This is a genomic window from Streptosporangium sp. NBC_01755, from assembly GCF_035917995.1.
Lineage (GTDB): Bacteria > Actinomycetota > Actinomycetes > Streptosporangiales > Streptosporangiaceae > Streptosporangium.
The window spans coordinates 1165822-1181655 of sequence record NZ_CP109131.1; the positions used below are offsets into that span (position 1 = coordinate 1165822).

At 70.0% G+C, this 15834-nt stretch carries 12 protein-coding genes; 3 read left to right on the plus strand and 9 right to left on the minus strand.

The features are described from left to right. Positions 1-118: 118 nt before the first annotated feature. Positions 119-370: a tetratricopeptide repeat protein gene (locus OG884_RS04945; RefSeq protein WP_326642584.1), complete on the minus strand. Its 252-nt coding sequence runs from the start codon at positions 368-370 to the stop codon at positions 119-121. 343 nt (positions 371-713) lie between these two features. Between OG884_RS04945 and OG884_RS04950 the strand changes: the two genes are divergently transcribed. Both OG884_RS04950 and OG884_RS04955 read left to right on the plus strand, forming a co-directional pair. Further along, entirely contained in the window at positions 714-2273 is a 1560-nt protein-coding gene (locus OG884_RS04950; RefSeq protein WP_326642586.1) for an MFS transporter, read from the plus strand. 79 nt (positions 2274-2352) lie between these two features. Beyond that, complete coding sequence (locus tag OG884_RS04955) at positions 2353-3120, plus strand: DoxX family protein (RefSeq protein ID WP_326642588.1); 768 nt, start codon at positions 2353-2355, stop codon at positions 3118-3120. A gap of 220 nt (positions 3121-3340) precedes the next feature. Here the strand turns inward: OG884_RS04955 and sthA are convergent, their stop codons facing one another. The 4 genes from sthA to OG884_RS04975 all read right to left on the minus strand — a co-directional run bounded on the left by sthA (position 3341) and on the right by OG884_RS04975 (position 10111). Further along, complete coding sequence (sthA, locus tag OG884_RS04960; RefSeq protein WP_326642591.1) at positions 3341-4744, minus strand: Si-specific NAD(P)(+) transhydrogenase; 1404 nt, start codon at positions 4742-4744, stop codon at positions 3341-3343. Between the two features lie 213 nt (positions 4745-4957). After that, positions 4958-5203, minus strand: a complete 246-nt coding sequence (locus OG884_RS04965) for a hypothetical protein (RefSeq protein WP_326642593.1) — start codon at positions 5201-5203, stop codon at positions 4958-4960. Positions 5204-5260: 57 nt separating this feature from the next. After that, positions 5261-6535 (minus strand): serine/threonine-protein kinase, encoded by a 1275-nt coding sequence (locus OG884_RS04970; protein WP_326642596.1) that lies wholly within the window; start codon positions 6533-6535, stop codon positions 5261-5263. A 36-nt stretch (positions 6536-6571) separates the two neighbouring features. Further along, positions 6572-10111: a WD40 repeat domain-containing serine/threonine protein kinase gene (locus OG884_RS04975; protein ID WP_326642598.1), complete on the minus strand. Its 3540-nt coding sequence runs from the start codon at positions 10109-10111 to the stop codon at positions 6572-6574. Positions 10112-10988: 877 nt separating this feature from the next. Between OG884_RS04975 and OG884_RS04980 the strand changes: the two genes are divergently transcribed. Then, complete coding sequence (locus tag OG884_RS04980) at positions 10989-11144, plus strand: hypothetical protein (RefSeq protein ID WP_326642600.1); 156 nt, start codon at positions 10989-10991, stop codon at positions 11142-11144. Between the two features lie 291 nt (positions 11145-11435). Here OG884_RS04980 and OG884_RS04985 read toward each other — a convergent pair whose 3' ends face one another. The 4 genes from OG884_RS04985 to OG884_RS05000 all read right to left on the minus strand — a co-directional run bounded on the left by OG884_RS04985 (position 11436) and on the right by OG884_RS05000 (position 15613). Further along, complete coding sequence (locus OG884_RS04985) at positions 11436-13754, minus strand: hypothetical protein (RefSeq protein WP_326637182.1); 2319 nt, start codon at positions 13752-13754, stop codon at positions 11436-11438. Next, positions 13751-14071, minus strand: a complete 321-nt coding sequence (locus OG884_RS04990) for a helix-turn-helix domain-containing protein (protein ID WP_326637185.1) — start codon at positions 14069-14071, stop codon at positions 13751-13753. The genes OG884_RS04985 and OG884_RS04990 overlap by 4 nt, the downstream gene beginning before the upstream one ends. Next, positions 14068-15159 carry a tyrosine-type recombinase/integrase gene (locus OG884_RS04995; protein ID WP_326637187.1) on the minus strand — a complete coding sequence of 364 codons (1092 nt, stop codon included), beginning with the start codon at positions 15157-15159 and terminating at the stop codon, positions 14068-14070. Before OG884_RS04995 ends, OG884_RS04990 begins: the two co-directional genes overlap by 4 nt. A 184-nt stretch (positions 15160-15343) precedes the next feature. Next, positions 15344-15613 (minus strand): hypothetical protein, encoded by a 270-nt coding sequence (locus OG884_RS05000; protein ID WP_326637189.1) that lies wholly within the window; start codon positions 15611-15613, stop codon positions 15344-15346. Between the last annotated feature and the right edge of the window lie 221 nt (positions 15614-15834).

Genomic DNA, 15834 nt, shown 5'->3' on the forward strand with positions numbered 1-15834 from the left:
GGGCACGATCAGATATGTGGACGAGAATGGATGAATCCACGTTCGAGGTAGCTAGCTCCGACCGGTGCCGCACCGGTGGCCACACCCTTCCCTGTGCCGCCTGCGCCCGTGACTCGCGTCAGCGGCCCGGCACCCTGCGCAGTGCCGCCCCCAGGCGCATCCGCGCGGCCCAGGAGCCCGGCGCGAGGCGTACGGCCTCCTCGGCGGCGGCCACCGCCTCCGCGTCGCGGCCGAGCCGCTCGAACGCGAGGCTGGCGAGGCGGTATCCCCAGTCGGCCCCCGACTCGGATCGGGGGTCGAGGTCCAGCGCCCTGCGGGCGGCCTCCAGCGCGGCCTCGGGATGGTCACTGTTCAGCCATGCGGCGGCCACGGCACACCACTGCCGAGGGGCTGCGGGGTCTCGGGGCGGCGGCACCGGGGCGGGATCGTGCCCGCCGGACCCGGTCACCACGGCGGCTCACGGGCCTCACGCTGACTCCCCACGACCGCCATGGTCCGCGGGAGATCACCATTTGCCTAGATAGCGGTATATGCCTGTATCTCTCTAGAGAGGTCACTCACAGTGTCGCCGAAAACACGGCTTGCCGACCGACCGCAAGCCGCAAGGTACACATATCCATGTAAATCCATCATCGAATGCCACCCCGCGCACCGCCGCACTTCGCCTAGGCTGCGACGTATGTTCGTCCAGGCTGACAATTCCTGAGCGGCCCATGACCACCATCATGGCCAAAGCCAGGGGTGGGGACGGCGGCCCACGGGCACCCGGGGCCAGCCGGTGGTCGATCCTCGTCCTGCTCTGCTTCAGCCTGTTGCTGATCGCGGTGGACGCCACGGTGCTGCACATCGCGGTACCCACGCTGACGGCGGCCCTGGAGCCGACCTCCGTGCAGCTGCTGTGGATCATCGACGTCTACTCGCTGGTGGTCGCGCCGCTGCTGCTCACCTTCGGCACGCTCGGTGACCGCTACGGGCGCAAACGGCTGGTGCTGGCCGGGTACCTGGTCTTCGGCGTCGCCTCGGCGGCTGCCGCTTTCGCCCCGACCCCGCTCACGCTGATCGCGGCGCGCGCGCTGCTCGGCGTCGGCGGAGCCATGATCATGCCGGCCACCCTCTCCATCATCCGGCAGGTCTTCACGGACCGGCGCGAGCGAGCGGTCGCGCTGGGTGTGTGGAGCGCGGTGGCGGCGGCCGGGGCCGCGGTCGGCCCGCTCGTCGGCGGGCTGCTCATCGAGCACTTCTGGTGGGGCGCCGTCTTCCTGATCAACGTCCCCATCCTGATGTTCCTGCTGCCCGCAGCCATCAGACTCCTTCCCGAGTCCCGAAGGCGCACCGACCGGCCGTGGGACGCGCTCAGCGCGCTGCTGTCGGTGCTGGGCATCCTCGGGGTGGCCTTCGGCCTGAAGGAGACGGGAGCCGGGCATCTCGGCGGGGTGGCGGTCCTGGTGTTCGGGATCTGGATGCTGGTGTGGTTCGTACGCAGGCAGCGGCGGCTGACCTTCCCCCTGATCGACCTGGGCCTGTTCAGACGGCGGGCGTTCTGCGCCGGGGTGGGCTGTGTGCTGCTGACGGTCTTCGCCCTGGTCGGGCTGGAGCTCATGCTCGCCCAGTACCTCCAGCTGGTCCTCGGCGACAGCCCGCTCGGGGCGGCCGTACGGATGCTCCCACTCATGATCGCCTCGGTCGCGGGCGGTCTGGCCGGGGCTCGGCTACTGCACTGGTTCGGCCTGCGCATCACGATGAGCGGCGGGCTGGCGCTGACCGCCCTGTCCCTCGCCCCCACCCTGGCCTGGGGCACCGAGGGACATCCGATGGCCCTGACGTTCTGCTTCATCGGCATCGGCTTCGGCATCCAGGTCACCCTGCTGGCCGCCTCCGACACGATCATGTCGGCCACTCCGGAGTCACGCGCGGGCGGCGCCGCCGCGATCGAGGAGACCGCCTACGAGCTGGGCGCCGGGCTCGGGGTCGCGGTGCTCGGCACGATCACCACGGTGGTGTACGCCCCCTCGCTGGCCCCGGTCCCCGGCGTCGCCCCCGAGACGATGCACCAGGCCCGCCAGTCACTCGCCTCCGCCGCGCACATGGCGCGGGAGATCGGCGGCGGCGTCGGGGAGACGCTGCTCGCCTCGGCCCGCGTCGCGTTCGTCTCGGGCCTGCACTCGACGATCCTGGTGAGCGTGCTCCTGCTCGGATCCACCGCGCTGGCCGTGATGCTCCTGGTGCCCCGCCGTTCCGACAGTTCCGACAGAGAGGAGAGTGACTCCCAGTGAAGGGTTTGGAAGTCCCTCGCTCGGTCATCTATCGGTCAAGCCTGGGCAGGAACGGTGAATCTAACCAGAATGAGGAACCGTGCGACGAACCCTCCATGATCTCGCCTCCCTGGCCGCCAGGCTGGGGGTGGGCGGGATCTTCTTCGCCAACGGCTGGCACAAGCTCGAAGCGGGCCTGACCGCCACCGCCGGGCAGTTCACGACCTTGGGTGCACCCGCGCCAGGCGTGTGGGCCGCCACCACCATGCTGACGGAGCTCATCGGCGGCGCGCTGCTGGTGGCCGGTCTCGCCGTATCCGCGTGCGGACTGCTGCTGTTCGCCGAGGCCCTAGCCGTGTTCGTGCTGGCCAGCGGTGAGACGGGCCTGCCGCTAACCGGGGGCGACGTCAAGCTGATCGTGGCGCTCGGGGCCGCCTCCATACTGCTCGCGGTCGGCGGCGCGGGCCGCCTGTCGGTCGACCACATGGTGGTGATCAAGCGCCGTGAGGCCGAGGCCGCCGAGGACTTCGCCGCCGAGACCGAGGCCGACGACGTCATCGCCGCGCTGCGCGAGCCGGAGACCCCCTCGGCGCCCGCCCTGCCCGCCGCCGGGAAGAAGCCCGCCGATACCGACAAGCCCGCTCCGACCGCCGCCGAGAGCACCGTCGACACCGCGGAGTTCCCCGCCGCACCCCGTCCGCGCACGCGCACCCGCAAGCCCTCCTCCGGTACCGCGCCCTCCGCACCCTCCGTGCCGCCCGCGCCCTCCGCACCCTCCGCGCCGCCCGCACCCTCCGCGCCGCCCGCACCCGGCAAGGCCGGTGACACCCTCGTGGCCGGCCGGAAGGACGCCCCGTCCGAAAGCTGAGCCCCCTGGACGGTACGGCCCACGATGAGCGGTGCGGCCCTTTGATCACTTCGGCGCCGCCGTCTCCTCTCCTGCGACGCTCACGGCTCCCGCAGGCGGCGCGAAACGCAGGTCACGGGGCGACTCACGGGGCGACGCCCTCGACGCCGTCCTGCGTAGGCCGCCCTGACGGCTGGGAAGGGCTGCCCGCCCCTCACCTTCGCGACGGGTGCGGCGTGCTTCAAAGCTCGAAGCGGGCCACCCGGCGGAGTTTGTTCATGGCGTCCAGGGCGGCGACCTTGTAGGACTCGGCCAGGGTGGGGTAGTTGAAGACGGCGTCGACCAGGTAGTCGATGGTGCCGCCGCAGCCCATGACCGCCTGGCCGATGTGGAGCAGTTCGGTGGCGCCGGTGCCGAAGACGTGCACGCCGAGCAGGGCGCGGGTCTCCGGGGAGACCAGGAGTTTGAGCATGCCGTAGGTGTCGCCGATGATCTGGCCTCTGGCCAGCTCGCGGTAGCGGGAGATGCCGACCTCGAAGGGGACGTGGGAGGCGGTCAGCCCGTCCTCGGTGTGGCCGATGAAGCTGATCTCGGGGATGGTGTAGATGCCGATCGGCTGCAGGTGGTGGATGCCGCGCAGCGGTTCCCCGCAGGCGTGGTGGGCGGCGATCCGGCCCTGCTCCATGGAGGTGGCCGCCAGGGAGGGGAAGCCGATGACGTCGCCGACGGCGTAGATGTGCGGCACTGTGGTGCGGTAGTGCTCGTCGACCTGGATACGGCCTCGGGCGTCGGCGGCCAGCTCCGCGCTCTCCAGGGCGAGCTCGTCGGTCATGCCATGGCGGCCGGCCGAGTACATCACCGTCTCGGCGGGGATCCTCTTGCCGCTCTCCAGCACGGTCAGCGCCCCCCTGGAGCGGCGCTCCACCGCGGCGACGGTCTCACCGAAGCGGAAGGTCACCGCCAGGTCGCGCAGGTGGTACTTGAGCGCCTCGACGATCTCCAGGTCGCAGAAGTCGAGCATCCGGTCGCGACGCTCCACCACTGTCACCTTGGTGCCCAGTGCGGCGAACATCGAGGCGTACTCGATGCCGATCACCCCGGCCCCGACGACCACCATGGAGTCGGGGATGTCCTGCAGCTTCAGGATGCCGTCCGAGTCGATGATGGTGTGGTCGTCGAACTCCACGGTGTCGGGGCGGGCCGGCCGGGTGCCCGTGGCGATAATGACCTTGTCGGCGGTGACCTTGGTCTCGTGGCCGTGCTCGTCGACGACGCCGACCGTGTGCGGGTCGACGAAGTGGCCCATCCCGCTGAGCACCGCCACGTGGTTGCGCGACAGCTGGCTGCGGATCACGTCGATCTCCCGGCCGATCACGTGCTGGGTGCGGATGCCCAGGTCGGCCGCGGTGATCTCGTCCTTCACCCGGTAACTCTGGCCGTACATGCCACGCTGGTTGAGGCCGGTCAGGTGCAGGACGGCCTCACGCAGCGTCTTGGAGGGGATGGTGCCGGTGTTGATGCACACTCCGCCGAGCATGTTGCGCCGCTCGACGAGCGCGACGCGCCGTTCGAGTTTCGCGGCGGCGATCGCGGCCTTCTGCCCACCTGGCCCGGAACCAAGAACAAGGACATCAAAATCCCACATAGGGATCAGTGTGAACGCATGAGGCGATCTCAGCCATAGTCATTGCGGTCCGCACCATGGCGGTCTTGTTAATACCGCCTCACGCCGCCTCCGCCGGCTCCGCGCACCGGCACCCCGCCTCGTAGCGGGGCCCCAGGCGCCTCGCCCTCCGGCTGATCCGCACCGCCTCCGATGTCACACGGCCCCACGCCGCCGCCCCGCGTCGTTACCGCCCTACACCGTCGCCCCCACATGGTCCACTATCGCGGTCGCGCCCTCCTGGCGTGCGCAGTTGGCGCAGCAGAACCAGCGCCTGCCCGCCTCGACGCCGTGTCCGACGATGCGGACCTCGCAGTGCTCGCAGATCGGCGCCAGCCGCTGGATCGCACACTCGAAGCTGTCGAAGATGTGCACCTTGCCCTGGGTATGCACCTCGAAGCTCATCTCATAGTCGTTACCGCATGTTTCACACTTCGCCATGTTTCCCCCCGAAAACTCGCGGCATTTCCGGTGAAGTCCTACCCAGGTATTCGCCGGTCAGTCAATCCATCCCAGCGCGATCACTCCCGCGACCAGCGCGAACACCGCCGAGGCGGCCAGCAGCAAGGGGAGCAGCCGGGCGAACTTCTCACGCGCCACGAGCCGGGTGCGGTTGGCGTCGATCCACTCCCCCAGACGGGGCCAGGCGTAGGGCAGCGCCTGGTGGACCAGGCACACCCTGTCGCCCCGGTGCTCGACCAGCCCCGCGAAGCCGTGCAGGACGCCCTCGGACCCGGCGGGAGCCCTGGCCTCGCGGGCGACCGCCTGCCCGTCGGCACCGATGGCGACGAGTCTCAGGAACACCGCCGGCACACGCTCCCGGTCCGCCGGGTCCAGCGCGGCGAACGCCGACTCGGCCAGCGCGCCCAGCCCAGGATCGTCGCAGGCCGTGCGGACCCTGGCCGCCACCTCGGCACCCGCCCGCAGCAGCGAGGCCGTCTCGAGCCCCGGCGCGTCCGTCCGGGGAGCGGCCGGCCCGGCGGCGATCAGTGCGAGCAGCAGGTCGCGGGCGGCGGGCCTGGCGCGGAGGTCCTTGGTGAGCGCGGCGGCGGCCAGGGTCCGCAGCGGGCAGGGCAGCGGGCTCAGGTCGGGATCGAGGGCGAGGATCCGATGCATCACCGCGCCCAGGCTGCCCGCCGCGAACGGATCCGTGCCGCTCGCGGCGTACAGCACGATCCCGCCCCAGGCGAACACGTCGGCGGCGGGACCCACCTCGCCGCCGGTGAACACCTCGGGCGCCGTGTACGACGGCGCGCGTGGCCTGAGCCCGGTGGCGGTCAGCGAGGCTCTCAAGCCGGGACTCACCCCGAATCCGACGATCCGGGGTCCGCTCCGGCCGAGGAACACGTTGTCGGGGGTGAGGTCGCGGTGAACGACCCCGACGTCGTGGAGGGCGGTCAGCGCGACGGCGATCGCCGTCGCGAGGGCGTGCAGGTCGTCACCACCGAAGATCCGGCCGGCCCCGCGCAGGCTGGGGCCCTCGACGTACTCGCTGACGATGTACGGCCTGGGCCCGGCCAGATCGGCGTCCAGCACCCCCGCCGTACAGAACGAGGCCACCCGGCGCGCCGCGGCGGCCTCACGACCGAACCGCTCACGCACCTTGGGATCGCTCCCGGCGTCACCGTGCAACACCTTCACCGCGACACGCCTGCCGGCGGCGTCGTACGCCTCGTAGACCACACCCTGACCACCCGCGCCCAACCGCCCGGCCAGCCGGTAGCCGCCCAACCGCTGCGGATCACCCATGATCAGTTCCCGCGCCACTCTCATGCGGTGTTTGATGCGACTCCTGGAGAAAAAGTTTCTCTAACCGCGGCAAACGTTGCGATAGGGCAGGTCGCCGAGGTAGGTGCGCCACTCCTCGCGCGAGAGGGTGCGGCCCGCGCGCTCGCAGACCGCCCGCGCCACCGCCTCCGGCTCGACCGGATACTCGTCCAGGGTGCCTGCCGAGTCGACGACGACCAGCCTGGCCCCGTCGGGACTGAACGCCAGCGACTGGAGATCGCCGGTCTGCGCGACGATCGGCTGGCCGAGGCGGCGCCCGGTCGCGACGTCCCACAACCCCACCGACCGTTCGTTCACCGCCGCGGCGATGACATCGCCGCGGGGCGAGTACGTCAGGGCGGCCCCCGCGCCCCGCTCGCTCCGGATCAGGGTGCCCACCCGGTCCCTGCCCCGGGTCTCGAACACCGAGATCCGCCCGACCTGATCGGCGATGGCGAAGCGGGCTCCGTCCTCGCCGAAGGCCAGCGCGATCGTCGGGATGCCGACGCCGGGCGAGCCGTAGGTGTCGCCGAACGGTTCGCCGGTCTTCGCGTCCAGCAACCGGTGGTCGCCGCCCGCGACCGCGAGCGCCCTGCCGTCCGGGGTGAACACCAGCCCATCGACCAGCTCCTGCGCCCGCGACCAGCGGAGTCGGCCGCTGGGCACGTCCCAGACGTGGATCTCCCCGCCGGGCGCCTCGTCGGAGTCGTAGTAGAGGGTGTAGGAGGCCACCGCGGTGCCGTCGGCGCTGATGGCCACGGCGGGCACCTGGCCCGCGCGGGCGGTGGCGACGGCGGCGATCCGCTTGGAGGTGGCCGTGTCCCAGACGGTCAGCCGGGAACCGTCCCCTCCGGTGTTGGCCACCAGCCGCCCGCCATCGGCGCTGAAGGCCATCTCGAAGAAGCCGTCGGCGCCCTCGGGCCCGACCTCCAGCGAGCCCACGCGGGCGCGCCGCCGGACGTCCCGGATCACGACCTCGCTCGCCCTGTCGTCCCTGGAGGCGAGGAGCCTCCCGTCGGGACTGAGGGCCGCCCAGCCGGTCCCGGGCCCCTTCAGCGTGACGGGCCTGGTCAGCGCGGAGACGTCGAGGCTCGTCACCGAGTCCTCCGTGAGGTAGCGCAGGGTGCGCCCGTCCGGGTCGAAGGCCACGACGGGCTGGTACGCGTCGATCTTCTGGGTGAGCAGCAGCCGGCCGTCCTGGACCCGCCAGACCCGCAGGGCCGTATCGAGCGCCGAGGCCAGGAAGCGCCCGTCGGAGCTGAAGACGAGGCCGCCGGTGGCACCCTCCTCGAAGAAACGATCCAGGTCGGCCCCGGTGGACGCGTCGCGCAACTCGATCCGCCTGCCTCTGGCCACGGCGACGGTCACGCCGTCGGGGCTGTAGGCCACGCGCGGCCCGCAGCCGTTACAGCGGCTGCCCAGCGGGATCCTGCGCAGGTCCTCCAGGGTGAAGGCCGCCACCTCCCCGTCGAGGTCGCCGGTCGCGAACCCGCGCCCGTCCGCCGAGATGTCGAAGCCGCTGGTGGCCACGGGCGGCGACAGCTCCTTACCGGTCACGACGTTCCAGAGAGAGAGGCCCTGCCCTTGAGTGACCACGAGCCAGTCGTCGGACTGCCCGAAGAACACCCCGGTGTCACCGCCCGCGGTCCGCCCCTGGACGGCGATGGAGAACCCCGTCGGCCTGCCGGTCCGCACGTTCCAGACCTTCAGCCTCAGGCCGCTGATCACGGCCAGCAGCCCGCCGCCCGGGCTCAGCGCGATGCCGCGCAGGTCGTCGCCGAGGCCGGTGAAACCGCCGGTGCGCCTTCCGGTCCGCACGTCCCAGAAGCGCGCCTCGCCGTCGCTCACGCTGACGAGCGTGCGCCCGTCGGCGCTCAGCGCCCTGAGGGTCTGGATTCCCGCGGCCGGGTCGTGGAAGGCTGCCGTCTCCCGCTGGGCCAGCGAACCGGCCAGGCTCGCCCTGGCCTCGGTCACCGGCGCCAGCCGCCAGGCGGCCACGCTGAGCAGCATGGCCCTGACCGGCTCGGCGATCCGCAGCGCGTCGGCCGTCGCGGCGAGCCGGGCGGCCGTCGCCTGGTCACGCTGGGAGGCGATGACGTCGCTGCGCGCGTCGGCCACCCTGCTCTGCTGCACGGCGAGCACCCCGGCGACCAGCGCGACGACCAGTAGCACGGCCAGCGTGCCGGACAGCACCCGGCCCCGGCGGGCGCGGCGCCGGGTGAGGGCGGCACCCGCCTCCAGGAAGTCCCGCTCGACCGGGCTGAGCGTGATGTTGCGGCGCCCCGTGGCCGCCCACCGCATGGCGTTCTCCAGGCTGCTGCCCTGGAACAGGTCTCCGTCCCGGTGCCCCTGGGCCTCCCAGCGCCGCGCCGCGGTCAGGATGCCGCGGTGCACGGCCAGGCCGTCCCGATTGGCCTGGACCCACATCCGCAGCCTCGGCCAGGCCTGCGGCAGTGCGGGCCGCGACAGCCAGACCTCCTGCTCGTCGTGGGCGATCAGGTACGAGAACACCTCCACCAGGCGCCGGATCGCTGTCACCTCACCCTCCTCGCGCCCGTCGAGGAGCTCGGCCCACCGCGCCTGCCGTACGACCAGCTGGTCGTCGTCGGTCACGGTGACCAGCCGCAGGAAGATCTCGGGGGCGAGTTCCCGCTCGGCGGGGCCGAGCGCGACGTAGGCGTCCTCGGCGAGGGTGCCGAGCGCGGGGTCGGCGGAGGCCGCGCGGATCTGGGCCCCGGCGTCGCTGCCCGCCGCCAGCAGCCTCGGTGTGTCGATGGCACCGTCCCCGCTGACCAGGGCGAGCAGCAGGTCCCTCGCCGTGGGCCTGGAGGCGGGATCCTTGGCGAGCGAGGCGGCGACGAACGGCCGCAGGTGCTCGGGGAGCATGTCCAGCTGAGGCTGTACCGACAGCACGCGGTGCATGATCCCGCCCAGGCTCTCCGCCCGGAACGGGTCGGCACCCGTCGCGGCGAAGACCATGATCCCGCCCCAGGCGAAGACGTCGACGGCGGCGCTCGCGCGCCGGCCCATGAAGATCTCGGGGGCCATGTAGGTCGGAGTGCCCGCCACCATGCCGGTCGCGGTCAGTGACATGTCATCCGTGCGGGCGATGCCGAAGTCGATCACGCGGGGGCCGTCCGGGCCCAGCAGGACGTTGTCGGGTTTGAGGTCGCGGTGGATGACCCCGGCCTCGTGGACGGCGGTCAGCGCGGTGGCGATCGCCGTCGCGAGACGGTGCAGGTCGCCTCCGGTGAAGCGGCGCCCCTCGGCGACGGCCCTGCGCAGGCTGGGGCCCTCGACGTACTCGCTGACGATGTACGGCCTGGGCCCGGCCAGATCGGCGTCCAGCACCCCCGCCGTACAGAACGAGGCCACCCGGCGCGCCGCGGCGGCCTCACGACCGAACCGCTCACGCAGCTCCGGATCGCTCCCGGCGTCACCGTGCAACACCTTCACCGCGACACGCCTGCCGGCGGCGTCGTACGCCTCGTAGACCACACCCTGACCACCCGCGCCCAACCGCCCGGCCAGCCAGTAACCGCCCAACCGCTGCGGATCACCGTCGATAAGTGTCGTGCTCAACTCACACTCCGTTCAACGGCAGATTGGACGCCCTGGAGGATGACGAAGTTCGCGGAGTGCCGGATATTCTGCACACGTCTCGTCCTCCTTGCGTGAACGGTGACGAAACTCTCGCGGACGACATGGCCCGTGGCCCGCTGGGCGGCGTCGACGAGGCCGGGAACACCGACCAGGATGCCTGCCTCCGGCTGGGCGGGGTGACCGTTCGGAGATCGGGGACGTCACGGGCCGGCCGGTCGCCACAGTATCCGGGCCGGCACCGGGCATGCCGCGTCCGGCGCGCCTACACCGCGAAAAACACGTCGTGTCGTGGCGGCCGGGAGCGGGCCGCCGCGGCCGGCCCGAGGTGCCGGCGACGCGAGTCGTGACGATCTCGGCGATCAACGTCCGAACCCGCACCACCCACACCGTACGCATGACCTCCGAACCCGCACCGCCATCACCGTACGCATGACCTCCGAACCCGCACCACCCAACACCGTACGCATGACCTCCGAACCCGCACCGCCATCACCGTACGCATGACCTCCGAAGCCCTCCGTAGCCAAACCGGTTGATCCACAGGGCGGGGGCGGGCTAGGTTGGCTTGCACGGACTTTCGCGCGTGCCGGGCCCGCAAGCCTCGGGCACGCCGGTGTCAGGTGACGCATAGCACGGCGAGCCCAAGGAGGGGAGGAAGATCATTCGACGCATCAGGATCATCCGGCGGCGGAGCACAAACCGTCCCGCCCGCGCCTTTGGCCTGGATCTGAGATCTCCCTCAGGTCGCCCACTCCCCTATTGACCCGGTCTTTACGGCAGTCTTATGCGGCGATCTGTAGATATTTCATATAACGGAACCATCACGCCGGGGGGCTCAATGAAGAGACTTGTGGTCGTGCCACCATATGTCGCACGGCTCAAGATCAGGGATATCCGTTCCGCGACACGCCGTGGAGTGACCGGCGACGCCAAGGTCGTCGACCTCAACGCCTACACCGGCCGCAACGTTCTGCGCTTTCCACAGACGAGCGGCCCCACCTCCGCCGCCTGACCTCCATCGCGAAAGACCCGCCCGGGCGGGTCTTTCTCCGTTTCCGGCCCCTTCCCACGCCCCGGCGCCGACCGCCGCCACGTCCACGGCCCGGTCGCCGGTGGTCTCGGGCCTACTCGCCGCCGGAGGCCTTCCAGGTGAGGAACAGCAGGATCACCGGGGTCGGCACGCATCGGAAAACGCCAAAAGGGGGCCGGACTCAACTCCGACCCCCTTTGCTACCGGGCACTATGCAGATTTGGCTTCCGTGTCCAACGCTGCTTTTCTGCCTGGAATACTGGGGACGTGCACTTATTCAGAGGGTGCGGTATTCGTCGTGTCCTGGTCGCGGGCGGCAAGGTAGTCGGTCCAGTCGCGTCTGGCGATGTTGGCCCATCGAACTGCGGTGTTGATGTGGAGGCCGAGGAGATCGGCCAGAATCGGGGGCGGAACATCCTCCAGGAGCGCGATGAGGGCCGCGTTGCGGGCCGGCCGAGCGTCGATCCCGTGGTCGAGGAGCTTGCGGCTGAACCCAGACGGGGCGGCTGGGCGCCCTGGTAGCAGGCCGGGGAAGAGCCAACGCTGCCCGGGGCCGTCGGTCTTGATCCTGGCTTGTCGGCTCTGGCCTTCAGCGAGTTGGCTCAACAGCCTGGCCAGCTTGGGCGGGATCAGCAACGCAGGTGAGCCGACGTTGAGGTGCATCTGACCGTCATGCTCGTGCAGGTGCCCGGTGTGGATATGCCGGATGCGTGAGGTCGGAAGCCCGAAAAGCAGCACCAAAGCGCCGGCGGCCCGGACGTCCAGCGGCAGTGTGGCGTCGTTCAGCAAGAGGCTGAGCTGGTGCCAGCGCTCATCCTCGTCCAAGATCCGCGTTGGATCCTGGCGAGGGATGGACGGGATGGTCATCTCCGGCAGGAGGTCGCGTTTGGCGGCCCAGCTTAGGAAGTAGCGGATGGAGTAGTTGCGCGTGCTGCCGTCCGCGAGCCACTGGTTGAGGCGGTCTTGGGTGAGGTCCCCGAGCGCGAGTCGGTGCTCGTCGAGCCAGGTCAGCAGTTCCAGGGCGACGCGGACCCGGGTGCGGACGTAGGTGCCCGCCATGGCGGGTCGTCCCCGGTGGGCGGCTCGGCGGCGGGCCCGTTTGAGCAGGAACCAGTGGACGAACGGTCGGATCAGGGCGGCGTGCTGGGTAGGCCGGTCGGCCAGGAGTTGATCCAGCCAGGCGGGGATCCGGTCGAGGTCTTCGTGGCGTTCGGGCAGCACGCCGGTGTGAACCAGAGTCTGCCGGACGTAGTGCTCGTAGCGGCTGGGCGGGAGTTCGTCTAAAAGGTCGTGACTAAGCGGCTTTCCGCTTGCGGCAAGTTCGCCCAGTAGGTGTGCGTTCGGGCTTCGCCGCAGCCAGCACAGGACACCGCGGGGGTCGTTTGCGGCGGCCAGCGCGTCCTGCAGCGGACGGAGTTGGCAGGAGACCTGGCCATCGGGTCCAGCGAGGTGTTCTTCGAGGCGGAGCAAGAGCACGCAGCGGGGGCAGCGGCCATCAGCGTAGAGGCGTCCGCCCTTGCCGCAGGCCAGGCAGGTGTAGATGCCGGGCATGCCGGCGCATGGGCCGCAGATGTTGTGACCGCTGTCGTCCCTTGCGATCAGAGGTTGCTGCTCGTGGCAGAGGTGGCACTCATCGGAGTGGTCGAGGATGCGGACATAGCAGGCGCCACAGACCGGTCCGCGGGGCCAGTGGGCGTGCACGGGGCGAACCTGGCTGCAAGCAGAGCACACACTGGTGGGCCGGGGCCGACAGGTGCGGCAGACGAGCCGCCCTTGAGAGTTCTTGGTGCAGGGGCGGACCTGCCCACAAGTTGAGCACGGGGTTGCGGCCGGGGTCGCGCAGTTCCAGCAGAGGTCAGGGCTGTTGGTAGTGGCTCGGCGGACAATCTGCTGGTGCCTGCCGCAGTTCCCGCAGGTCCGGCGAGGCTGGGCAAGGTGGCGGTAGCAGGTCGGGCAGAGCGCCCCGGCCGAGCCGAGGGAATGGGCGCGGCCGACGCGACCGCAGGCGGTGCAGGTATGCGCGGGCGGAGTCCAGCAGGCTTCACAGAGCGGCTTGCCATCCGAGCGCCGGGTGGCGGGCATCCGCGAACGTCCGCAGCCCGCGCAGTCCTCGGTGACCTGCGGATCCTTGCGGTAGCAGGAATAGCAGATGCCACCTTCGTCGCGCCGAGCGGAAATCCTGGCGGTGCGACCGCAGCGCCCGCACGGCTTCTTGTTCAGGGAGCTTCGTGCGGCGCATGCCTGGCAGATCCGGCCGCCCGGGCCGCTGCGGGGCAGCGTGATGCCGGTGCGTCGACATTCCGAGCAACCGGGCGAGGTGACACCGGTGTGTCCGGCGGCGAGCAGGGCCTGCGCGAGGCGCACGATCACGGCCGGGCAACGTGGATCGCCGGAGGTGAGCGCGTCCGGATGCGCGGCCAAGTGCTCGTCGAGCTCCCGCTGGGCGACGCCGCGTTCGGCCCGCGCCTGCAGCAGTGCGTCCGACGCGGCCTCCGCGTCCAGGTCAGGCAGGCGGGTGGTGAGCGCATTGATGATCCGGACGCGTCGTTCGTGGCGTTCTGCGACTCTGCGCTCGTCGCGGGTGCGGCTCACTGGCCCGGTCGACGGATCGTGGTCCGCCGAACCTGCGGCGCAGGACGGTCCGTGTCTCCGACAGCCTTGCTGACCTGGGCATTGACCGTCTCGACTTCGATCAAGTCGTTCGGGGTGCATTGAAGGATGTCGCAGAGCGCAGCGAGGGTGTCCATCGACAGCCGCTGCGGGGGCTGGGTGACCAACCGGAAGACCTGCTCGCGGGAGAGATGGACGCCTCGTTCGGCGAGTAGCGGGACCATGTCCGTCGTCTGGAACATGTCGCGGTCGGCCATGAGCTTGCGCAGGTTCCAGGTGATCCCCATTTTCTTGATCATTGACTCTCCCAGAGGTCAGGGTGGCGGTCCTTCAGGGCGCGCTGGATCACCCGGTTGCGGTACTCGTCGGACACACCGGTGTAGATCGCGGTCGTGCTGGCGTAGCTGTGGCCGACCTGCATGGACACGAACTTCTCGGGATAGTCGAACTCCACGAGGTGCGTGATGTACGAATGCCGCAGACAGTGCAGATCCAGTTCGGGCGGTAGGCCAGCGGCGTCTCTGGCCGTGGTGAAAGCCATGTTGACGCCGCGCAGGGACATGCGGCTGGAGCGTTCGGTGACAAACAGTGCGGCGAGCTTGCCAGGTGAGAAGGCGGGGCGGACCTCGGTGCACCAGTGGTCGAGCACGTCAACGATCCAGTCGAACTCCTTGACCGTGAACACCGTGCGGCGCTTGGGCGGACTGCCGTTGGAGGCCTTGCCGTAGCGGACGTAGAGGCCGCCGTGTTTGCCGTACTGCGGTCTTTTCGGAGCCCGCCGAAGGTCGGCGAGGTCGAGCATCCGCGCCTCGTTGCGCCGCAGCCCGTAGGCGTAGACCGTCTTGAGCAGGGCGGAGTCGCGCATCGCGGTCAACGCGCCTTTGCGGCCCCGAGTCTGGGCCTCCTCAACTCGGCTGTCGGCGGCGTCGAACAGGGCTTGGACCTCGTCGTAGGTCAACGGGCGGCGATCAGGCTGGCCCTCGTATTCGGCCACGTGGGCGACACGATTGTCCTCGTGGAAGATCTGCTGCGGGGTCTGTCCGAACCGCTCCAGGCACTCCGCCGCCCATCCGTAGCGGCGGTCGGTGATGAAGTCCATAAACAGAGCGAGGGTGGTCTCGTAGCCCCGCCCTGTCGACAGAACGACCGGCTTCTTGCGGTTCGGGGACCGCAGGTGAGCTATGAACGCCTCACCATCGGCAGGTTGCCACTGCCACGGGTACTGGTTCGTGAAGTCAGCCAAACGCCGCACCAGCGACATCCGCGGTTTGATCGTCGCCTCCTCGTTGAGGAAACGAGTGCGTTGCTGGCGTGCCCAGCCCAGCAGCATCGCCTCGAACACCGCGCTTGAAGGGTCGAGGTGGACCACTCCATCGACGAGTTCCAAGCCGGCGGACCCGGCCAAGCGGCTGACATGACCCTCACGAGCTTCCGTTGTATTCACCGCAACATTGTTGTGGTTGATGTGATCAAAAGACAAGGACACGGCAAGCTCTGAGTATGCGGAGCAGCCGTCGGAGACGGCGTTCAGCGGGGCGGCTGCCCGGGTGTAGGCCCCGAGCAGCCGCGTGCTACTTCTTCTTCGGGCGGACCGGCGTCTGCGCCAGCGCGCTGGCTGCGGCAGCCTTCTCCGCCTTGGTCGCATTCGGGTTCGCCAGCGTCTTGCCGGCGGCCGAAGCGGCCTTCGCGCCGGTCTGGCCGGTGCTCTTGGGAGCCTGCGACAGTGCGCTGGCCGCAGCGGACTTCTCCGCCTTGGTCGCATTCGCGCTGGTCAGGGCCTTAGCAGCGGCTGAAGCAGCCTTTGCGCCGGTCTGACGAGGATTCTTTGGAATGATCAACACCCCCCTCCGGGTCTAATTTGCATCGCGACCCGAAAGCTGATGTCATGCGTGATCTGACCCAGCGCATTGACATCAGTTCAGTGCCGCACCGAACGCCTGGCCCCTACAAGGCCAGGCGTTCGCCGTTCAGCCGCCAACTATCAGCGGCTGAGACGAACCTGGGCAATCCTCCGGTTCCGGCTGCGAAGCCAAAGGACAACCACGTTTAACCAGGCCGAGCC